General features: G+C 48.3%; 21 protein-coding genes and 1 tRNA gene. 12 read left to right on the top strand and 10 right to left on the bottom strand.

All coding sequences use genetic code 11. The features are described 5' to 3' along the window. Positions 1–56 precede the first annotated feature (56 nt). On the top strand, positions 57–713 hold the full coding sequence (locus AAC007_RS13325; protein ID WP_339677412.1) for a hypothetical protein: 657 nt from the start codon (positions 57–59) through the stop codon (positions 711–713). Between the two features lie 2 nt (positions 714–715). After that, positions 716–1,330: a hypothetical protein gene (locus AAC007_RS13320; protein ID WP_339677410.1), complete on the top strand. Its 615-nt coding sequence runs from the start codon at positions 716–718 to the stop codon at positions 1,328–1,330. 34 nt (positions 1,331–1,364) lie between these two features. On the opposite strand, the gene AAC007_RS13315 is transcribed toward AAC007_RS13320, so the two are convergent. From AAC007_RS13315 to AAC007_RS13305, 3 genes are all read right to left on the bottom strand, one after another. Next, on the bottom strand, positions 1,365–2,132 hold the full coding sequence (locus AAC007_RS13315) for an MBL fold metallo-hydrolase (protein ID WP_339677408.1): 768 nt from the start codon (positions 2,130–2,132) through the stop codon (positions 1,365–1,367). A 65-nt stretch (positions 2,133–2,197) separates the two neighbouring features. Then, entirely contained in the window at positions 2,198–2,773 is a 576-nt protein-coding gene (locus AAC007_RS13310; protein ID WP_339677407.1) for a hypothetical protein, read from the bottom strand. A gap of 256 nt (positions 2,774–3,029) precedes the next feature. Beyond that, complete coding sequence (locus AAC007_RS13305) at positions 3,030–3,203, bottom strand: hypothetical protein (protein ID WP_339677406.1); 174 nt, start codon at positions 3,201–3,203, stop codon at positions 3,030–3,032. A 103-nt stretch (positions 3,204–3,306) separates the two neighbouring features. Between AAC007_RS13305 and AAC007_RS13300 the strand changes: the two genes are divergently transcribed. Beyond that, positions 3,307–4,239: an alpha/beta hydrolase gene (locus tag AAC007_RS13300; protein ID WP_339677405.1), complete on the top strand. Its 933-nt coding sequence runs from the start codon at positions 3,307–3,309 to the stop codon at positions 4,237–4,239. 115 nt (positions 4,240–4,354) lie between these two features. After that, the gene (locus AAC007_RS13295; RefSeq protein ID WP_339677404.1) at positions 4,355–5,209 is read left to right on the top strand and encodes an SDR family NAD(P)-dependent oxidoreductase; all 855 of its coding nucleotides are present in this window, start codon (positions 4,355–4,357) and stop codon (positions 5,207–5,209) included. Positions 5,210–5,216: 7 nt separating this feature from the next. On the opposite strand, the gene AAC007_RS13290 is transcribed toward AAC007_RS13295, so the two are convergent. Then, complete coding sequence (locus AAC007_RS13290; RefSeq protein ID WP_339677402.1) at positions 5,217–6,725, bottom strand: PQQ-dependent sugar dehydrogenase; 1,509 nt, start codon at positions 6,723–6,725, stop codon at positions 5,217–5,219. Between the two features lie 184 nt (positions 6,726–6,909). Between AAC007_RS13290 and AAC007_RS13285 the strand changes: the two genes are divergently transcribed. From AAC007_RS13285 to AAC007_RS13270, 4 genes are all read left to right on the top strand, one after another. After that, positions 6,910–7,173, top strand: coding sequence for a hypothetical protein (locus AAC007_RS13285; protein ID WP_219044399.1), 264 nt, complete (start codon positions 6,910–6,912; stop codon positions 7,171–7,173). Between the two features lie 208 nt (positions 7,174–7,381). Further along, a tRNA-Met gene (locus tag AAC007_RS13280) sits at positions 7,382–7,458 on the top strand. 392 nt (positions 7,459–7,850) lie between these two features. Further along, positions 7,851–8,045: a hypothetical protein gene (locus AAC007_RS13275; RefSeq protein ID WP_339677401.1), complete on the top strand. Its 195-nt coding sequence runs from the start codon at positions 7,851–7,853 to the stop codon at positions 8,043–8,045. A gap of 156 nt (positions 8,046–8,201) precedes the next feature. Continuing rightward, positions 8,202–8,879: an IS6 family transposase gene (locus tag AAC007_RS13270; RefSeq protein WP_295876792.1), complete on the top strand. Its 678-nt coding sequence runs from the start codon at positions 8,202–8,204 to the stop codon at positions 8,877–8,879. A gap of 35 nt (positions 8,880–8,914) precedes the next feature. Here the strand turns inward: AAC007_RS13270 and AAC007_RS13265 are convergent, their stop codons facing one another. From AAC007_RS13265 to AAC007_RS13250, 4 genes are all read right to left on the bottom strand, one after another. After that, positions 8,915–9,880, bottom strand: coding sequence for a hypothetical protein (locus tag AAC007_RS13265; protein WP_339677400.1), 966 nt, complete (start codon positions 9,878–9,880; stop codon positions 8,915–8,917). Between the two features lie 98 nt (positions 9,881–9,978). Then, positions 9,979–10,308: a 2Fe-2S ferredoxin gene (locus tag AAC007_RS13260; RefSeq protein WP_295876797.1), complete on the bottom strand. Its 330-nt coding sequence runs from the start codon at positions 10,306–10,308 to the stop codon at positions 9,979–9,981. A gap of 54 nt (positions 10,309–10,362) precedes the next feature. Continuing rightward, positions 10,363–11,262 (bottom strand): metal-dependent hydrolase, encoded by a 900-nt coding sequence (locus tag AAC007_RS13255; RefSeq protein ID WP_295876800.1) that lies wholly within the window; start codon positions 11,260–11,262, stop codon positions 10,363–10,365. A 332-nt stretch (positions 11,263–11,594) separates the two neighbouring features. After that, positions 11,595–14,378: a LuxR C-terminal-related transcriptional regulator gene (locus tag AAC007_RS13250; RefSeq protein WP_339677398.1), complete on the bottom strand. Its 2,784-nt coding sequence runs from the start codon at positions 14,376–14,378 to the stop codon at positions 11,595–11,597. 483 nt (positions 14,379–14,861) lie between these two features. Here AAC007_RS13250 and AAC007_RS13245 point away from each other — a divergent pair, with 483 nt between their 5' ends. The 4 genes from AAC007_RS13245 (at position 14,862) to AAC007_RS13230 (ending at position 19,484) form a co-directional block, all read left to right on the top strand. Next, entirely contained in the window at positions 14,862–15,335 is a 474-nt protein-coding gene (locus AAC007_RS13245; protein ID WP_339677396.1) for a hypothetical protein, read from the top strand. A gap of 60 nt (positions 15,336–15,395) precedes the next feature. Continuing rightward, complete coding sequence (locus AAC007_RS13240) at positions 15,396–16,847, top strand: aldehyde dehydrogenase family protein (RefSeq protein ID WP_295876808.1); 1,452 nt, start codon at positions 15,396–15,398, stop codon at positions 16,845–16,847. A gap of 2 nt (positions 16,848–16,849) precedes the next feature. After that, positions 16,850–18,439 (top strand): AMP-binding protein, encoded by a 1,590-nt coding sequence (locus AAC007_RS13235; protein WP_339677395.1) that lies wholly within the window; start codon positions 16,850–16,852, stop codon positions 18,437–18,439. Between the two features lie 553 nt (positions 18,440–18,992). Then, positions 18,993–19,484 (top strand): AP2 domain-containing protein, encoded by a 492-nt coding sequence (locus AAC007_RS13230; RefSeq protein WP_295876814.1) that lies wholly within the window; start codon positions 18,993–18,995, stop codon positions 19,482–19,484. A gap of 272 nt (positions 19,485–19,756) precedes the next feature. Here AAC007_RS13230 and AAC007_RS13225 read toward each other — a convergent pair whose 3' ends face one another. Then, positions 19,757–20,767, bottom strand: coding sequence for a LacI family DNA-binding transcriptional regulator (locus AAC007_RS13225; protein WP_295876815.1), 1,011 nt, complete (start codon positions 20,765–20,767; stop codon positions 19,757–19,759). Positions 20,768–20,794: 27 nt separating this feature from the next. Beyond that, complete coding sequence (locus AAC007_RS13220; protein ID WP_295876818.1) at positions 20,795–22,096, bottom strand: MFS transporter; 1,302 nt, start codon at positions 22,094–22,096, stop codon at positions 20,795–20,797. Between the last annotated feature and the right edge of the window lie 5 nt (positions 22,097–22,101).

The raw sequence follows: 22,101 nt of genomic DNA, 5'->3' as shown, positions 1-22,101 counted from the left end.
CCCTGCCTCTTAAATGACGGCAAAGACAATAACAATTTCCAGGACAAGCCCACGCCATGCCAAGCCTAAACGAGCCACTAAAACTACCCTGTGGCGTGACGCTGCCCAATCGCCTTTTAAAATCAGCCATGACCGAAGGCCTCGCCAACCTCAATGACCAAGCGACACCGCGCTTATCGGCGCTATACGCGCGCTGGGCCGAAGGCGGCACAGGAACATTGGTCACTGGCAACGTCATGGTAGATCGTCGCTTTCTTGAGCGCCCCGGCAATGTGGTGATTGATGGCAACGGTGGCGAAGCCGCCCTACAGGACTGGTCAAAAGCCGGCACCTCGGCAAATAATCAATTGTGGATGCAGATAAATCATCCGGGGCGACAGTGCCAGCGCCAAGTATCCGCGCAGCCGCTTGCGCCCTCAGATGTCGGTATCGATCTTATTGGCATGTTCGGTCGCCCCAAACCCATGACCGAGATTGACATCAAGCAGACCATAAATCGCTACGCCAAAGTCGCCGCCAGCGCCAAAGCGGCCGGATTTACCGGTGTGCAAATACACGCCGCCCACGGCTATTTGATCAGCCAGTTTTTATCGCCACTGGCAAATACCCGCGGCGACCAATGGGGTGGCTCACTGGAAAATCGAGCGCGCTTTCTATTAGACACCGTGGCCGCTGTGCGCGATGCCGTCGGTCCGAGTTTCCGATCTCAGTAAAATTGAATTCCGCCGACTTCTCCAAAGGTGGATTTAGTCACGAAGACAGCTTACAGGTTGCCGAGTGGCTATCTGACGCGGGCATCGATTTATTAGAAATTTCCGGCGGCACCTACGAAAAACTTGCCTTGATGGGCGACGACGCTGACGACACTGCGGCCAGCTCAAGCCAACATCGCGAAGCCTATTTTCTCAAGTACGCCGACGGTATTCGCAAGGTCACCCGTATACCGCTAGCCATCACTGGCGGTTTTCGCAGCCACGCCGCCATGCAACAAGCACTCGACAGCGGCGCCTTGGACGTCGTTGGTATTGGTCGCCCGCTGTGCAGCCAGCCTGACATCAAGCCGCTGCTCGACGGCCAAAGCCCCAGCCTGCCAAATTGGGAGAAGGAACTGCGACTTGGCGCCGGCTGGTTCGGCCCCAAAAGCGGCAATCAAACAATCCGCACTCTCAATTTTGGCGCCGCCACCCAATGGTATTACCGTCAGATAATTGATTTAGCCGAAGGTCGTGAACCTAATACCCACACGGGGTTATTACGGGTCATGCTTAAACACATGCTGGCAGAGCGACGCATGGCCACAAAACGCGCGAAATCATTGCGAACAGTGTAAACAGCCGTTGAGTAAATCTTCTGAGAAGGGTGAGCTATGCCCCTGCGGAGAAAGCGCGCGCCTCGTTTGCAATCGCCAAGGGGTCAGAAATAACACTGCCGTGACCGGGATAAATATGCTCAATGTCGAGTGCCGCCAAACGCCCTAGCGTCCCCTGCATTTGTTTCCGATTAGCATAAATAGCGGGCACAACCACTCGCTGCTGCGGCCCGCTACCAAGCAAGGTGTCGCCGGTGATAATGCTTTTACTAGAAGGATGGTAGAAACAGCAGGAATCCCAGGAGTGACCGGGGGTATGTAACAGTGTCCAATCAGCAAAGCCTGGCACGCTGTCATTATTTTTTAATCTACGTATCTCAGCAACGTTATCGATACCGCTAGAGGAGCCGCCAATAAATTTAGGTGCCTCACGAGCGGCCTTATCTCGCGAGCGATTTAAATACATCGCCCGCGAGCGCGCCCTAAAGAGTTCACGAGTGCTGGTGCCGATACGCGTTAGTACACCAGCGGGATCATTGAAGAATTTGTGCATGCTGCGACGCGAGGCATCCGGCGAAAAAACAGCGGCACCACAGAGGGCAGACAGAGCCAATACGCCACCAAAGTGATCTGGATCATCGTGGGTGAAGGCAACTGCTTTAACGCTATTGATCGGATAATTTAAGTCTGATTCGATAAATCCAAGGACATAGCGATGACAGGCGACCGCCACATCAACGATGAATAATGCCGGCTCACCATGATGTATTTCTTCAATTACATAGCTATTTGATAAACGCGTTTTGACCTGGTGAATCTTCATATAAGAAACCTAATTGTTCTTATCAAAATGTGTTAAAAACTATTTTTATTCTGCACACAATTCAGCTATTCAGAAAAATCCGGCGTCAATGTGTAGGGCTTGTATTCAGGCTCTTGATCATTAACTGTGCTTGGCTGCACCTCCTCGGCGGGCGCCGGTGCAGGCGCAGCGACGGCTGAAGAACTTGTCGCTAATGCCTGCTCCCGATCAGCATTAATAGCGGTGGTAACCGATCTCATCACTAACTGGAAGACCTCCTCTCTATCGCCTTTATCGAACACATCGCCTTTTTCCGACGAGCCCATACTGGCAACTGTGCGGCCAGTAATATAGTCCTGAAACGCGACGCCCATCACTATACGGTCACTATCACCATTCACCGAAACCCGCGCACCCAATACACGTTTCTTTTGCGCATATTGCAAATTATCGTATTCCTTAGAACCCACCACGGCTAAATGGTAATCGGAAATGATATTGCCAAACGCGACGTCCAAGCCATAGGCCGCACTATTATCATCGCCTTCAATCACCACGTATTCATATTTCGAGAAACTGAATCCATTGGAATAGACCACCGTCTCATTGCCCGCACAGGCAAATAAAAATGCAGTTACCACGAATAGAAATACCGACTTCATCACCCACTCCATAGAATTTATACAATACACATTGGCATATAGCTGCACATTGCAGGCCAATTATTAGATTGCGACTCACTATCCTGTTTACCGACCAGAGAGTCAACGGCCCCGCACAACCGCGCATTCATTAACAGCTATCACTAGCAGCCATCACTATTCGGTCTCTACCACTGGCGCGATACACTTTTATTCACTCGTTGGCTACTTGCGCTGCGCAGAAGGATGCAGTGGCGCAGATGGCTTAATGGTGATTTCAGGCGCTAATATCAATGTTGATGGCGAGGGTGATTTTATCAACACTAGAGATGCTGAATGGCTTCAATAAAGATTGCAGGCAAGCTGCGCCACCCAGGGCGTAGCAACACCCCGCCATATAAAACCCAAACAGAGTGCGGGACATTCCCGCGAATACGTGCATTATAGACAAGAGCGCCGACACGCCTTTTCATTCGAGCGCGCCGCCCACAGTGCGACGCTGCAGTGAAATAATACAATGCTAGAGAAAATAATAAGGAACTTGGGAGCGAGCTATGACGACACACACCAGCACCACACGTTTTGATGTGGAATTTGATAGCGAGGGAACACGCTGCAGCGCGTGGCACTACCCCAGCCAATCAGACCAGGAAAACAGCGCCTGCATAGTAATGGCCCACGGCTTAGGTGGCACCCGCGAATGCGGCCTCGCCCCATACGCCGAACGCTTTTCCGCCGAGGGTTATCATGTCCTTGTTTTTGATTATCGCTACTTTGGCGATAGCGACGGCGAACCCCGCCAACTGCTAAAAGTCAGCGATCAGCTCAAGGACTGGCGTGCCGCCATCGACTTTGCCCGCCAGCTGAAAGGCGTGAATTCTGAGCAGATCATATTGTGGGGAACGTCATTCTCGGGCGGTCATGTGCTCAGTATTGCGGCAGAAGATCAGCGCTTGTTAGCTGTCTCGGCCCAGGGACCAATGGTCGACGGCCGCGCCGCCAGCTTAGAAATTTTAAAATACGCCGGCCCAGTTCACTTAAGCAAGCTAAGCAGCTGCGGCTTAATTGATCAGGCCCGTGCAACACTCGGCATGAGCCCTCTTTATATCCCCCTCATTGCCGAGCCCGGCGCACTCGCCGCCATGACTAGTCACGACGCGCTCAGCGGCTATCACGCCATCACCGCCCCCGGCTGGCGCAATGAAATGAGCGCCCGCACCGTATTAGTGTTGTCCTTGTATCGCCCGATTAGCAAAGCGAAAAAGATTCGCTGCCCTGCGCTGATTCAAGTCTGCAATAAAGACACCGTCGCGCCCGCTAAAGCGGCGATCAAAATGGCCAAACTCATGCCTAACACTGCCACGCTTAAACAATATGATATCGGCCATTTTGACATTTATACCGGCAAAGACTTCGATACTGGCATTGCTGACCAACTGGCCTTCTACCACGACGCCCTGCACAACGCGCGGGGAATGAAACTGTGAGCGCGACGTTACAGTCGGCGGGTTTGGGGCAGCGCGATGCCACGCTCTGTAAGAACGCGGGGCGACGCTCGCCCCGTTCGACATACATAACGCAATAACGGCGACGGAATACCATATGACTCATTATAATTTTAATAATAAAGTTATTTTTATTACCGGCGCCGCAGGTGGCATTGGCGCGGCCAGTGCGAGGGAATTTTATCGTCAGGGAGCCAGCCTGGTGCTGACCGACCTTGGCGCCGATGCACTTGAAAAACTCGCCGCCGAATTCGACACCAGTCGCGTCATGTGGCACACCCTAGATGTAACTGACCTAGATGCAAGCAAAGCGCTGGTCGCCAAGGCGGTTGAAAAGTTTAATCGCCTCGATATCGTTTTTGCCAATGCCGGTGTAGCTTGGCAAACCCCCAAAACCATTGCCAGCGCAGATGAAATCGAATTTGAACGCATTATCGAAATTGACCTGCTAGGTGTTTGGCGAACAGTCCGCGCGGCACTGCCAGAAATCATGAAGGCCAAGGGACAAGTGCTAGTCACATCATCCGTTTATGCCTTTGGCAATGGCGTCATCAATGCGCCCTATGCCATGTCTAAAGCCGGAGTGGAAAGCTTTGGTCGCGCCCTGCGCGCAGAGCTGGCTGGCACAGGCGCCACCGCCACCGTGCTTTACCCAGGGTGGATAAAAACGCCGATGACCCGTGTTGCCTTCGGCGCCAACCCCCACGCGTCTGAATTAATTGAAAAGGTATTTCCCGCCCCGTTCCGGCAGTTGATCACGCCCGAGGTGGTCGCATTGGCAGTTACGCAAGGATTAGCTAAACGTGCGCCACGCATTATTGTGCCAAAACGCTGGGCGCCCTTCGCGGCCTTACGCGGTCTGCTCAATATGTATACAGACCGCATGTTTGATCGCCGCAGCGACTTGCAAGCCATTATCCGACGGACAGAAAACGACACACAAGACCGCTAAGCAAGACTTATTTCGCCGACCTTAATTCCCGATCAAACAAGTACACCGCCAAAGCCTCTCGCTGCTCCGCGCTCAAGGGAAAAGCGGGCATAGGCGGTGTTGGCGCGCTAAAGAAATCCGTCAAACTCGCCGCATTGTAACGCTCATGCAGCGCGGTCAGCGCATTTGCCGTCTGCGGAACATGACAGCCCGCACAATTAAATTGCTGATAAAGCGCCTCCCCCTGCGAGACTAAGGCTGCTCGTTGTGTTGCGTCGTAAGCGTCCAGCACCCCGATATTCGTGTCTGGCGTTTTCACCGTTGAGGTCAGACTAAATGACGACTCAGCGCCATCGGCAGGAACCACACGATAAATAGAGCCAGAGTAATCATCAGAAATAAAAATACTGCCATCGCGGGCTTCAGCAACGTCTACCGGACGCCCCAGCAATTTTCCGTCTTGCAAAAATCCAGTGACAAAATCGCTTTCGACAATCGTGTCATCGGGCTGCCATTGCAGGGAAACAACTTTATAACCATCGGGTATGCTGCGATTCCACGAGCCATGCAAGGCGACTAGTGCGCTGCGCTCAAACCCCGCTAGCTTGCTATGCCGTATAAAACGAATGCCCAAAGGCGCGTTGTGAGCTCTAAATTCATGGGCTGGCGGCCGGTTCGCCGGCAAATCACTGGGCAGCTTGTCACCCAAATCGGGATCAGGGGTAGATGCGTTGAAATAGGGCCAGCCGTAAAACCCACCCGCCACAATATTATTTAACTCACACGGTGGAAAATCATCCCCGAGCAAATCTCGACCGTTGTCCGTTGCAAACAACTCATTGCTCCATGGCGACCAGTCCATACCAACACTGTTGCGCAAACCACTTGCATACACCTCAAGCTCACTTCCATCTGGCTTAAACCGCATAATCGTTGCACGCTGAGGATCCGTCTCCTCGCAAACATTACATGTTGAGCCCGAACTCAAATACAACCAGCCATCAGTACCAATACGCAATGTCTTAGTCCAATGACCGCCCTTATCGCCGAGCCCCGTCACCACCCTCGAAATGTCACCAATGATGTCGCCAGACTCAACATCAAACGCGACTTTAGCAACGCCATTGGATTCGGCGATATATAACCAGCCATCGGCATAATCCAGGCCGTGGGGACGAGTCAGACCGCTTAGCAATACTCGGATGTCATCTGGCGATCGATCGCCACTGGTATCGGCTTTTAAAATCAGCACCTCGCCGCTGCGTGGACGACTGAGCAAAATATCTCCCGCATCGGTGACATGCATAAAGCGAATTTTACCAAGACCCGTCGCATACAAGTCCAAGCGATAGCCTTCAGCAACACTCAATTGACGACGAACAATATTGCCATCCGGCTCATCGCCGCCGTAGCCCACCAAGGCGTGCAAAGCGACCTTTGACGTCGTCGCCACACCGGGCGGGCCGTAATGCACCAGCAAGAAAGGCGTCGCCATCAATACGATCACAACATAGATAACGAAACGCAGGACTTTCATTGTTGTTTACTCTCATCAGCTAAGTCGAAAGACACAGACTAGCTTGATAAGCTCTAAATATATAGCACTGGCGAAGGCCAACGAACTACGGAGAAACACCTCGCTTCGCTAGCTACATACTCAATAATTGCTATAATCCTCCGTCTAACAACTATTGCCACCCACCAGAAAGAGGCCACACACCATGATGAATATGGGTAGCTCAAGCGACGAAAAATGCCCGTTTGACCTGAATTTTGAACCCGACACCTTTAAAGCTGGCGATCTTGTTAGCTACCGCGTTGAAGGCAGCATGATGGACATGCCCTTTGTCGGCGTATTAGTGGAAGTACACGATGACCACGTGATGTTGGCCCACTGGGACGGCAACACACCGCCAGAAGGCAACATCATGCGCGGCACCAAAACCGACCGCCCCGTGGTCAGCGAAGCTGACGCACTCAAATAAGCAACACCTCAAGTGAGCGCATTTTAGGAATCCCCAACTCCTGCAACAAACGGGACGGGACGTTGAAAGAGAATCTAAAGCTGTTGTTTTTCAAAGCAAAACAATAAATGTCGGCTTTTTTAGTTTTATCTTCGAGAAGCGGTTGCAATAGCGAATTTCCCTCCCTATAATGCGCGCCCTGTCTTAGAGAAAAAGACAAAAGATCAGTTGCGGGGTGGAGCAGTCTGGTAGCTCGTCGGGCTCATAACCCGAAGGTCGTAGGTTCGAATCCTGCCCCCGCTACCAAATAAAAGAACGGTAAATCAGTTACTTACTGGCTTGCCGTTTTTTTTCGCCTGATGGTTTTTACTCCCCGTGACACTCCGTGACGTTTTCCGTGACACTTTTGAATTTAGACCTACACGTAGCAACCGCTTCCATGACCTTCGGTCACCTAGCTACTACTGCAGTAACAATAAAATTAATCCAAAGCCACCGAGACTCGAGACCAATTAATATATCCACTCATTGCTCGAGCCAAAAGCCGAACTTGTGCTAAAACGCACCGAATAGGAAACTGGCGGTCACCTGCAAATGACAACCCAAGGCAACCGCGCCCAAGGCCAATCTGTATGCAAAATATTTCAATCGTTATAATCTCACCCCTATCTCAAGAGCTATTCAGCGGGAACCAATTCGTGCGCGTCGAAATATATAAACTCGAAGGAGAAAGTCGATGGTGTCTTGAGGTGATTGATGAATACAATAACTCCACGGTTTGGGACGATACTTTTGAAATCGACTCTGACGCACTAAAAGAAGTTCAACGCATCATTCGACACGACGGTATTAGCTCGTTAATTGGTCCAGAGGGCGATGAAGAGTGGATATAACAAACTGCGCGCTATGATTCTGTATCAACACGCATTGCCACTTTAGAAATCCGCTGAATATAGCAATGACGGAAGACTGTAGGTTCTGTCGCATAAAACAGAAGCCGCAGCTTATTTGCTAGAATTGAATTTCCAAAATATCCATATGAGCCATGTATGATCACTTTCAAAGGTCGTCACACTCCCAAATGCATTATCCTCCAGTGCGTCCGATGGTACTGCGCCTATTCACTAAGTTACCGGAACATTGAGGAGATGATGGCTGAGCGCGGCATTAAAGTTGACCATAGTACATTGAATCGATGGGTTGTTTACTATGCATCAAAGTTGGAAAAAGCCTTTCATCAAAAGAAGAAACAACCAGGCAGCCGCTGGCGACTTGACGAAACATACATCAAGGTAAAAGGTGAGTGGAGATATTATTATCGCGCCGTCGATAAACAAGGGAATACGGTTGATTTCCTACTCGCCGCAAAGCGTGATACCAAAGCTGCGGCGCGTTTCCTTAACAAATCCATCAGCCGTAATGGTCAGCCTAGCATGATCAATATAGATAAAAGTGGAGCTAATAAAGCTGGAATCAATAGATTTAATCAAGAAAATCATCGACGAGTAAAAATCCGTCAATGCAAATATCTTAACAATGTTGTAGAGCAGGATCATCGTCGTGTAAAGCGAATAACACGATCGATGCTAGGCTTTAAAAGCTTTCACTGCGCCCAAAGTACTTTGGCTGGAATTGAGCTAGTTGCTATGTTGCAGAAAGGGCAAATGAAGAAAAATTTGGCGGGCGCATTGACACCGACCGACCAATTTTACGCTTTAGCTGCGTAAGCCGAAAACTGATTGTCGATTTTCTACGAAGAATACTATATTTGCGACAGAACCTCGGTGATAACCCCCAGAATAGAGGGTGCCATCATGACGCCCATCGCTACTTCGGCAGATTTCCTTTTATCCTTTAGATGTGCATAAATCTCGTAGTATCTTTCACTAAACTGAACACAGTGTGAGAAGGATCTAGCAACCAATAGCAGTGGGACAATCATCAACAACGGCTCTATCGGCGCTGATATCCAACCCACCAAGCCAAAACCCCAAACTGCTGCTACCGAACTGCATATAATCGGCGTTAAAGTACCGGCAATATTACGCATGTACAAAGCCAGTGCGACAACCAGCGCAAGCAATGTTATGCCAAATATCATGTATGTTTGTTCTTGCAGCTTATAAACCCAACCGGTCAGGATAGGCTGCCCAACGACATATACTTCATGATTATCATCGCGATATTTAGCTGCCAAATCCTGTACTGACGAAAAAACAACATCATAATCCAGGAGATTTTCCAAGAATGCAGCCGTGATGATGGTCGCCGTTTCGTCACCTGAAACGTAGAAGGTGCGGACATTGGGACTTTGTTCAACTCGGCGACGAAAATCATCCAGAGCAGCCTGCGAAGATGGTACAGTGTCTTCCATCAAGGGACGCATATCTACGCCATTTGGCGTGGCTTCTGCGTAACGCGCTTTCTCAGTTGCTATTGAGATAAGTGAGTCGTGGTTAATCCCAGGCACCAGATCTATCGCGCGAGTAAACTCCCACACTTTACGCAATGTATCGGCATTATAAATATCGCCTGTCGTGCGCTTAATCATAACCGTTACGGTTAAGGGATTACCAAAATTAGGATGATCACTAAACACCTGAACGTAGGGGTCATCTTTAGGTAGTAAATCCGAGAATATGGTTTTTATGGTTAGCCCACGCATTCCCACAGCAAAAAACACGGTAATGCAAACAAAACAAAATACCGCTATCAATCTGTTACGCATCACTCATGCAGCAATACGAAATCGATAATTATCCATTGTTAGACCCTATATTTTTATACTTTATTATTACTATTCTCATCATCAAGCCGTGCTCTAAATCAGACCACCACGCGCACACGTAAACCTGAAAACGCCGCGCCCACTTCTAACTGGCAACTTAATCTTTGCGCCGAACCATCGTCTGCAGCAAACTCCAACATTGCCGACTCCATTTCATCTGGGTCGGGAAATAATCTATCGATATTAGTTTCGGCGTATATTCGGCAAGTACCGCAAGCACAACACCCGCCACAATCAGCGTCGATACCCTCAATCATATTGTCTTTAGCAACCGACATAAGACTTACACCAACACTTGCAGATACCGTTTTTTCCACACCACTACTTTCTATAAATATAATATCCACTTTTTCTAAATTACTTTTCACCTAAATACCATTCCCAGCTAAAGTTACTTAATTAAATTCGAATTACTTTTGGTTTTACGCCACGTTCATTATTTCGGCCATGCGCTGACGGTCGATCTCAAGCACATCACCTCCACTTTTCTCGTATCGGCGCCAAGCAATTTGGATTGGATTTTGGATCGTATTCACTTTTGGGTGCAGCCTTGGGTGATAATCTCTTTTGAATACAGGCAGTGCTGACTTCAGGAATCGCCCCAAAGTAGTAAAGCAGAAACACATTTTTTGGGTGGCCACAAAGGGGTTTCTTAGCCAACCCTCTACTTTTGCCATCGCCCAATAGCATTCAATGGTTTCTTTGGCGATATGCACCAAGGCTGACAACACCATCCATTTCCGATACCACTCAAACTCGCCATACAAGTATTTATAGACGTCGAATGCCACCGCTCCATGCTCAACCTCTTCAACCTGGTGCCACATCCACAAGGCTTTCATCACGCCGTCGCTGTCCTTAAACCACTCTTCGTGCTTGTCTAAAATGATGATTCCGCCAAGGAATGTGAATGTCTCATATCCTGCAGTGAAGCCGAGTAAGCGCCTCATATCGTCATTCTTTGCATGGTCCGAAAAGTACTTTCGCGCTCGCTTATCGTAGTACTCAATTTCAGGATATCTTTTTGACAACCACTGATTTACGGAAATAAAATTCTTGGCGTGATGACCTTCTTGACCGATAATGGCGGACACGTCGCGCAGTAGCGACTCGTCTTTTATAAGCTTTTTAGCCAAAGATAATGCTCTCACCAGGTAGCGCTCAAAATACGGAACATGCACTCCCAGCGAATTAATGAATAATGAGAATTCTGGCTTAGTTCGGCTCCACAACGGGTCGTTAAATTCGACTTTACTCAAATCAAATTGAAGGGGACGCACCGGAAAGCCATCCATTGGATGGCCACAAGAAAGTGTATTCATGGCTACTCTCCTTAGTTCTTATGTTGCTAGGATTACACAATCAAATGGAACTAAGACAAACCGATAGATGGGGTTTAGTAAGTTTATAAAACCACACCCACACCTAAAGGTTGGGTAGCACGCACATAAACACAACAAAAACATTTAATATCAATTAGTTACGACAAATTTTATTCGCAACCATTACGCTTAAAATAAGTAACAAATATGGTGATTTTCTTTCAAAGGAGGGTAAACCCTTCTATCGAGCTAATAAAACCCTAGCCTCTAAAGCTAAATTTGCTCAGAAACTGAATATCTACCTCAGATAGGGAACGGTTTTAAAACAAACCTTAGATAAGATTTATCTTTCTCGCATAGGCTGCTGCTGCAGTTCTGCTACGCACTTCGACTTTCTGGTAAACATTATGGAGATGCCATTTAACCGTCGCGATTGATAGCATCAACTCGCGTGCAATATCATTGTTAGTCATTCCCGCACCAACTAATTTAAGTATATCGACCTCGCGGTTAGTTAACTCGCAGCTATCCCCTTCAAACGACTCAGATTTGCTATCGCCGACCGTATCTTTCGCATCACCATTTAAAAGGCGGAGCAGCCGGTCTACAAATTCATGCTTTACACTAAGCTCGCCACTTAAAATTCCATTGGCGCGCTTAGATTGCATTTCCTCTAAGATAGGCACAACTCGGCGCCCAGACACAACGATTGGATAAGCGTGATCTTCTAAACAGGCCGCAGTGATGACTTTATCTAATTCCCTGGCACTCTCTTTTTTACTGCCAAGTTGCCATAGTGCTACCGCTTTCATTGTTCGCAAGGTATACAACTGGCGCATGCTCTCACTGTACTTCATCTGGGTTAAGTTGATGAGTTTCACAATGATTTTGTAGGCCTCTTCCACCTTATTTTCAGCTAGATACAAGCGAGCGAGAAGTAGTTGCGAGGTGTCCGAAAACGCGGGTATTAGCTCTTCCGGCACATCCTCTTTCTGAATATTGAAGAAATCATTTCGCAGCGCAGTCTCTCTTGCCGCCGCGGCCTGATTATCCCAAATTTGAAGCTCAATCTCCTCTGCGACTAAGCCAAAATGCAAGCGAGGCTGATTGGTCGTTAACGCGGTTTCTTGCCCCTGATGTAAGACCTGGCGTGCTAAATCTAAACTTCCAGCCCACGCCAACTGTCGCGCTTCATTGCGAAATGCCAGTAACAATGGCTCAACTGGGCCGTAAAGAGAGAGAAAGGATCGACCATAGTAGGAATTTCTCTTAACGAGATTAAAGTTACATTTTTGCACATTAATATCGGTGTGAATGAAATCCGCCATTGCGCAAAGGTATATATTGTTGTCATCGATAGGCCCTGCTTTATAAGATGCTTTTGATGCACTTTCAAAAGCCATCCGCAGCTTACCCATTTCAATATTTGCGACACCTTCTACGAATTCCGCCCATAAAGACGCGTAATTAGAGCCCGCCTTAATGCTGTACTTATATCCCTCTGCCGCATGATGCACACTTTTCAGGTATTCTCGCCGGCCGAGCAAGGCGTAACCCAAGCAATTATGGATAGATGAGATATTAAAAAATTCCGTCGAAGGGATTTCACTCAGCGCACTTTCGCACAGCCCGGAGCTAGTCACTAATTCGTCCGCGCAAACTGTCGCGATCGCCTCTGTCGATTTGGCCCGCCAATAACATTCGTCCTTTTCAACATCACTTAGTGACCACAAGAACAAGCTGGGATCAGCCAATCCGGCCAATACTTTTCGGCAAAGGTCGACTGCGTTTTCAGGATCACGACTAAATGCACTAGACCATGCATGCACCAGTAGAAGTCTTGGACGATTGGCATGGTATTCTGCCGGTAAACGGCGCATCCAATCGAGTACGGTATAGTGATCTCCCCGAAGTAAGGCAAAATCTGGCGCTCTAGTCGTTATTAAATCCGCTGCTTTCTCAAAACTTTTCGATGTTAAATAATACTGTATTGCCTCGGTAAGCATGTCTTCATTTTCGCACCATTTAGCCGCGTTAATGCAGACCTCTTTATACTTAGCCGGATTCACCTTTTTAAGCTCTGATCGCAGAAAATCAGCGAACAAATGATGGTATCTAAACCAAACCGCTTCGCGATCCTCGCTTACGATGAAAAGATTATTTTTATCCAGATAATCCAGCATTGCGTGGCCATTAGCCAAATGACTAACATGATTACAAAGACTGGCTGAGAAGCGAATTAAGGGGGAGGTAAGTAAAAGGAACTCTCGCACTTCTGAGGGCAAGGCCCCCAGCACGGTCTTTAATAGGTACTCCGTTAGCGATTTATCCTTTCCCGTGAATCCTTCAATAAATGTCGTCACTGATTCAGTGGAATTAGACATAGCCAAGGCAGCTAGCTGAATACCAGCCACCCACCCTTCGGTAGATCTATGTAGGGTTTCCGCCGACTCAATAGAGCATTCAATATTATGGACGCTCTGTAAATACTTGACGATTTCACTGGCCGTTAAATTGAGTTTTTCCTGTTTAACTTCCGTTATCATCCCCGAAATTTGGCGACGACTTAGATCGAGTGGCAATGCATTTCGACTCGCAATCACCACGCACATATTCGCAGACGTATTAGTAATCAGTTTATTCCAAAATCGAACGATATCCGGGTTATTGATAAACTGAAAATCATCTACAAACAGTACGAATTTGCTTTTTATCGATATTATTCTGGCTAACAGCGAGTCAAACAGGGAGTTGTAATTCCTGGAGGGGTTTGCCTTAAGAAAGGCCAATTCACGAGTAGCACTCTTGGGATCTAGATTGTATATGCTGGCGATGAGGTACTTATAAAAAATAGATGACTCATTGTCGTCTTCATCCAAACTCAACCAGCAACAATACTTTCTGTTCTTTTCGGAGTTACTAAACAGCTCGGCCATCAAGGTGCTCTTACCTGAGCCGGCGGAAGCCACAATAGTCAGTAACCCCGTGCCTGATGTGTCACACACTGCGTGCTGGGATAACTGATCTCTAGTGAGCGCCTCTGCTCTTATACTAGGCGGCTTAAGCTTCGTTTCGAGAATTTGAAACTGACTAAATGTTAACCCAACTTCATCCACAAAATATTATCCTTATTATTAATCCACCGAAGGTGAATTTTTATGCCGTACAGCACAAGGTGGTAGTCATTCGCTTCGCCAAAAAACCGTCCACTGACAATCCGAACACATTTTAGTCACTAAAAATGTGATTCAGCGCATCAAACCTACTATAGACACTGAAATTGCATTGATTCACTGACACGCCGCAGCACAGATTCATCATCACGCGCCCACCAAATCGCTGGCGCGTCACCCACGCCAATACCGGCACAACCCCCAATTACGGCTATCCAAGCCACGTATCACGCAGCGATGCCCAAAATTCGTACAACTATGATTGACTAATAAAAATATATCAATCCCGACACTTTGATCGGGTTGCAAATCTGGAAACTTATGTAGGATAGGCCTCAGTAATAACAATACAAACGACACAAGCAGCTCCGTCAACCGCAGGGCTATTGTGAATTCGGTCTATACGACATCAAATGGGGCTACAAAATGCAACGTCATTATTCAATTAGCTTAATACGCCACGGGCTCGCAGCCATCTTGGTTTCCTTAGTAACTGGCTTTGTACTTATTTTCTCTATGCTCGGCGGCGCGTCCCTCAGCCCCATCCCCATTCTTATCGAGTTCACCGTGCCAGGTAGCACCGCTGGCTGGCGCACCGTGCATATCGGAATGATGATGAATGGCACTATGGCGGTAGCCCTTGGATGCGCAATGCGTGCCGTGTATCTAAACGATACCCAAGGCTTTCGCGTTTTTATGGGGACAATAATAGCGGTATGGGCCAACTTTATGTTTTATCTTTTTGGCATGTTCGCGCCCAATCGCGGATTGACGCTTGAATCCAACGTCCTAGGCGAAGCGAGCTTAGCCGGCGCGCTCGCGTTTTTCCCAGCCTTAATTGGCGCAGTAACTCTGTTCTACGCCGTTATTTCAATGCTCCGCGCCGAACCTTCTGACTAAAACCTCCGGCAGCAAATAGAACCACAGCCATTTTACTCACCATTGAGAAACGGAGAACGTATGAGCATAGTAAATTTGAATGACCGGCCGGCGAGCGCCGACATACCCTATGACTTTATCTCGACCTTTCATCAACAGAAAGCCGCGTTTGAGAACAATAAGTTTCCCTCTTTAAACGAGAGAAGGCGCCAGCTTAAAGCACTTAAAGAGGCGCTAACGGACAACAGTGACGAAATCATTGCCGCACTATCCAAGGACTTTGGCAGTCGCTGCACGGAAGAAACCAGACTGTCTGAGATCAGCAATAGTGTTGGTAACATCGAGTACGCAAGCCGACATTTGGCGAGCTGGATGCGAACACGATCGCGCGGAACCGGTATTTGGTTTTTGCCCGGCGAGAACAAAATCGCGCCGCAGCCGCGCGGCGTAGTCGGCATTATTGTTCCGTGGAATTACCCTATAAACATTGCTGTTTCTGGCTTAGCATCTGCTATCGCTGCGGGCAATCGCTGCATAGTGAAAATGTCTGAATGCACGCCAGCCTCAGAAAACGTACTTCGAAAAATTATCTCCAGCGTATTCGACAACGATCACATTTCTATTGTGGGCGGCGAAGCGGATGCCGCAGCCGCCTTCTCGGCACTGCCATTCGATCACTTAATGTTTACCGGCTCAACACGTGTTGGACGTTTCGTTATGGCGGCCGCCGCTAAAAATCTAACCCCCGTTACGCTAGAGCTGGGCGGAAAAAGCCCAGTCATAGTCCACGACCAATACCCTATTGATGAATTTGCAAAGCGGGTTCTCTGGGGAAAAACCTATAACGCTGGCCAAACGTGTATCGCGCCTGATTACGCCTTGCTCCCAAAGGGAAGTACTGAAAACTTTAAGGTGTGGATAAGTAGGCACTTTCGCAACCATTTTCCGGAGGGTATCTCCTCTAAGGACTACACATCAATAATCAACACCGCAAACTACGATCGCTTGACGACCTTAGTCAATGAGGCTGAAGCGGAAGGTGCCACCATTATCCGCATGGAAGACCCGACCCCTGCGCACATCGCAAGCCGCAAGTTTCCACTAACCCTGGTGATCAACCCGAATCTCAATAGTCGCGTTATGAAGGAAGAGATTTTCGGTCCTATCTTTCCAATCATTGAAGTCGCATCAACCGATGAGGCAATTTCATTTGTTAATGAAAGAGAAAGACCGCTTGCCCTCTATTTGTTTTCCAATTCGCGTCGCCTGCAAGAACAGGTACTGGAATCTACCCACGCCGGAGGAGTAACTATAAACGACGTAATGATGCAGTATCTGCAAGCAGCACAACCGTTCGGGGGAGTTGGCTCCAGTGGATTTGGGTCATATCATGGCAAGGAAGGATTCACCACTTTTTCTCATATGAAGCCCGTCTTCAGACAGCGCGGAATCGGTCGCTTCACCGGTATTAAACTTCTTTACCCGCCCTATGGAAATATCGCTCGTCGGCTAATTTCGTTGATGGGAGGCTAACAATGACTTCCGGCATCCATCCCTTTTCGTCAATTAATTTCTACTGCGAAACTCGTCCCCATGACATTGCAGTGGCCGACGAAAATGGTAGTTACAGTTTTGCACGCTTACATATGAATGCCTGGCAAGCAGTAAACGGGTTTAGATCACTGGGTTTAAGTCAAAATGATCGTATCTCGCTCATCTGCAAAAACCGCTACGAGACGCTCGTTCTCTTAGCGGCGGCATTACTTGGTGGCCCCGTTATTGTTCCCATCAACCGCAGGCTTACCCGCAGCGAACTTTGCTGGATCATCGATGATGCTCAATCTAAATGCGTCATAATGGACGAAGAAACCGCTACCCTGCTTGGCGACATCGAATGCCAAAACACATTTATTCTAAAAGATATATCGAGTAGTGATTCTGAAATTGGGCTATGTTTTTCACGCTGGTTATCAGAACAGTCCGTCGAGAAAAATGAACTGTCCTTTACACCGCAGCGAGACTACCTTCAAGTTTATACCTCAGGCACCAGTGGTTTCCCCAAAGGAGTAGTGCTGACAGAAGGAAATTGTGTATCCCAACTAATAGCAATTTCACTTACATTTGATATCGCTATTCTACCCAAGGAAAAAATGTATCAAACGCTGCCGCTGTTTCATGTAGGTGGCATCTTCATATCATTGCTGTGCCTAAGCAAAGGTGCAACGTTGATATTGAGAAGTGAGTTTAATCCCCAGGCTGCGTGTGAACTCATAAGCTCCGAAGAGCTTGAACATGCGACGCTAGTTCCCGCAATGATCCAAGCTTGCACATCTTTGGGTGACGGAAAGGATTATGACTATCGCAGTCTAAAAAGTATTATTTATGGTGCTTCGCCAATAAGTGAGCCGGTACTGCGCGCAGGGCGTCAGCACTTCTCATGTGATTTTGTACAGATTTATGGCATGACTGAAACCCATAGTGTTATATCGATGCTTGGCGCGAGAGCTCACAAAGAAATTTTCGACTCCAGGGATTCTTCACTGTTTGGCTCGGCGGGTCATCCTATCATTGGAAGCCATATTCAAATATGCGCTCCAGATGGCAGTGAAGTCGCCCAGGGGGAGATAGGCGAAATAAGAGTAAAATCTGACCTGGTTATGAAGGGGTACTGGAATAATCCAGAGGCTACAAATGAAGCCATCCAGAATGGTTATTTACTTACCGGCGACATCGGCCGTATCGACGAGCGAGGCTATCTTTTTGTTGTCGACAGACTGAAGGACATCATCGTTTCAGGTGGGGAGAATATATCTTCCCTGGAGGTTGAATCCGTCCTCATGCGACACCCAGCTGTTGCCGACGCCGCTGTCATCGGCGCACCTCACGAAAAATGGGGCGAGATTGTTCTAGCACTACTCGTTGTAAAATCACAGGTGAATGCCTCAGAAATATCAGAATTCACTCGCGAGTATCTATCCGGATTTAAGGTACCTAAACTAATTGTCTTTATCGATAGTATTCCGCGCAACGCGGGCGGGAAAATTCTAAAGCGAAAACTGCGAGAATCCTATGCTACACCCAACGAAAGCGCTCCATCTTTAGCTAGCGCTGAGGCCACAAATTAATTAGTGGTTATAAGCGTTCTAATAGGAAACGTCGAAACGCGGGCGGCACAATTAAGTTTTAAACCATTTGTAATAGCTCTGACTTGCACAGACAGCGACCTCCTTTTATAGCTATCTTTCTGTGCAAGCCGGAGCAACTATATTTAGTTCAATAAAAATAAGCCACATCCCTACCTCTTACCCTGAGATTTACGCCATCACAGGCCATCGCCCACTTCCTATCTCTCCTTACGGCCTATGAGTGAAATCCTGAATTTTGTATTGTGAATACTAGCTTAGCTCGCGATTTTGATGCTATTCAGGGCGCCGTTTATGGAATGACATCGCTGGCTCAAGCGAGACCTTGTCGCAAATGAACAAATCACGACTATAGAGTCCAGCTTGATAAAGCGTGGTGTATAGAGCTATAAACCATCTTTTGCGCAAACAACAAGTGCCTGAATAAGGTCTTTTGCCATTTTTTAGGTAATTTATATACTCAGGGTATTAAATCTATCCTGTACATGTTGATATAATCACGCCGATATTGATTGAGCACACAACACGGAACCTCATGCCAAAAAGCAAAGCCATGTACGGCATAACTCGAATTGATGATGACTACCATCGCACACACGCTTGGCGGGTCAGCCTGCGTAGACAGAACAAGATGCACGTCAAGAATTTCCCCGATAAAACCTTTAAGGGCAAGCGCAAAGCCCTGGCTGCGGCGAAAGTCTTCCGCGACGAGATCATAGATAAGTACCCACCCACTACGCGTCAAGCAATGTGTAATATCCAGCGCAGTAATAACAAGTCAGGTATTACTGGTGTTTACAGCTACGCGAAGAGATACAAACTAAAAAATAATTGTATTAAAGAACTCTGGTACTGGGAGGCCCACTGGCCCGGAGAAAAACCAGGCACCTTCGGCAAGGCAACATTCTCTTTCCAACAATACGGAGAAAAGAAGGCACATAAACTCGCCATAGCTGCGCGCAAAGCTGGCGTCGCGAAATTGAAAGGCGTGTTTTGGGCCAGCGAGCGGGGAGAGAAGTCACAGTAGCACCAAGCGGAAACCTAAGTCTTTCGACTTGATACAGTGTGACGCTCTGCAATTTCTCAGATCCGACAATTATCGCTATCTGCTGTGTTTTAACGCAGCACTCAAATTTCACCCAATCCCGAAAGACGCAGCTCACCGCCGCCCCACTAAATAGCCCCTGAGTCGGCTCGCATACTTAATAAGCGATAGGCCTGCACGCACTAACACCCTGCCAAACCTAAACCGGTCGAAGGTAGATTTCAGGGAAGCGTCGTTTTAAATTTATTTGAAACTTATTCAAGACGTTTTGTAGAATCTCTTAACTCGAGGCTAAACGGCAAAATAACGCGGCTAGCTGCGGGGCTTGCGCCAGACAAAATATTGAGCAACAGCGTCATTGCCTGCTCGCCTATTTCATTGCGGGGCTGATGAATTGTCGTTAGACGCGGACTGGTGTACTCAGCAAAAACGATGTCATCGAAACCCAGAATGGAGATATCCCTGGGCAACTCACACCCTGCATCGCGACAGGCTTGCATTGCGCCAATCGCCATTTCGTCGTTCGCACAAAATACCGCACTCGGACGCTGCTTCCTTTGCAACAGCGTGGTCATAGCACGGTAACCCGATGCTAAAGTAAAGTCGCCCTGCGCGACCAAGCCCTTTTCAAAACGAAGCTGACTCGACTTCAGGGCATTTTTGTAACCCTGAAGCCTGTCCTCACAAAGAATAGAGTCTTCGGGGCCATCAATATAGGCTATATGACGATGCCCCAAGCTTAGTAAATGGCGAACCCCCACCTCCGCCGCAGCGACATTATCTATACCCACTGCCGGAACGGGAATATCTCGATGGTACTCACAGGCCATAACAAAAGGCGGCCAAGCGGGGTCGAGCGACTGTCGACCTTTGCGATACGGGAATGGAATATTTCGACCGAGACAGATAATGCCATCAGCTTGTTTGTGAGAGACTAAATCACTGTAAATACGCTCGTTCTCGTCGTAGCCCTGAGTATCACCTAAAAGCACTCGGTACTTAAATTGCCGAGCGACTTGTTCGATACCTTGAATAATATTGGCAAAGAACGGATTGGCGATGTCTGGCACTAACACGAGTACGGTGTTACTTCTGCGCCGGCGAAAATTTTGGGCCAATGTGTTTGCAACATAGCCACTTTCCTCGACCGCCTGAATGACTTTATTTCGGGTTTTTTCCGACACTTTATCTGGCTCGGCCAGCGAGCGCGATACCGTCGCGATCGACACCCCGGCTAGTTTGGCGACGTCTTTAATGGTTACCATGTGACTCCTTCAGTGACGACGCTCAGGCTATGTCGCACTGTCATTTTTGTACGCCGCTGTAACGCGATCTCGCCACCAAACCATGCCAAATACCGGTAGGAGCAACAGGGGCAAGATGGCGACGGATTGGAATGATTCTACGGAAGCATACCTCAACACAGCAAGCATCTCTGCCCCCTCCAAGCTCGCCAAACGCGCTACGCCACCGGCCGCCTCGATTTTCGCGGTATCGAAAATTGCGCCCATTTTCGGCAATAAAAATTGAATCGAAAGCCCACCCGCAAAGCCGGTCAAACCTAAAAATAAGGCGCCGCCACGCGTATACCGCTCGCTGACAACAGACAACATGGTGGGGTATAAAAAGCACACTCCCATTCCCCACACCGTCGCTGCGGCAAAAGCGGCCAGCGGGGACTTGGAGATACTGAGCGCGTACAGGCCTATAGCCGCCAACACACAACTGCAAAACAACAAGCCGACTGACGATACATATTTAGCGATGGCGCCCGCAAAATGCCGCATCACAAACATCAGCGTACTGACGTAAATCAACACCCAAATGCCCGGCATTCCGACAATATTGGTCAGCGCCAAATCAACCCACTGCCCGGGCGCCAGTTCGGTAGCAGCGGTTATCATCATTGCAAAGAACCAAATGAAGTAGCTGGGCGCGCGAAACAGTTCGCGAAACATATCACCGTAGGAAACCCCCGACTGCACCCTTTCTGACTCCGGAAAAATCGTAGAGAGTGTGAGATACGCCAGCAGTAATCCGGGCACTATCAGCATCAATAAATTTGCTTGCCACGGTAAGTCGAGCGCAGAAAATGCTAAGCCGGCCAGCCCGCCAACGACAACGCCCGCAGGCCACCATGCGTGAAGTATATTCAAACGTCGGGTTTTTTCATCCGGATACACCGCAGTGATCATCGGATTGCTTGCCGCCTCTACCGCGCCCCAACCCAAACCCGTCAATAAAAATCCTATGTAAATTAGCCAATACGTTATCCCGCTAAGCGGCATGAAAGAGGCGATAGCGACAGCCAGGCTGCCGCCGATATACCCCAATGCAGAAAAGAGCATCATGGCTCGCATTCCAACTTTGTCGACCAGTGCGCTACCAAATAAAAGGGTAAGTGCAAAACCGATAAAGGTCGCCCCCAACACTTCGCCGACCAGCGCGGCAGAGCGCGCCAAGTTCATCTGATTAAAAATATCAGCCTGAATGTCAGACGCGATACTAGCGCGCACAGCAAAGCCTAAGCCGATCATAAATATCGACAAATTACCGACCAGAAAAAGCCGTTTACGATCCAGCGCTTCGCTCATAGAAA

Origin of the sequence: uncultured Zhongshania sp. (genome assembly GCF_963975605.1) — a bacterium.
Lineage (GTDB): Bacteria > Pseudomonadota > Gammaproteobacteria > Pseudomonadales > Spongiibacteraceae > Spongiibacter > Spongiibacter aquimaris.
This window is presented reverse-complemented; position numbering and strand designations above follow the sequence as displayed.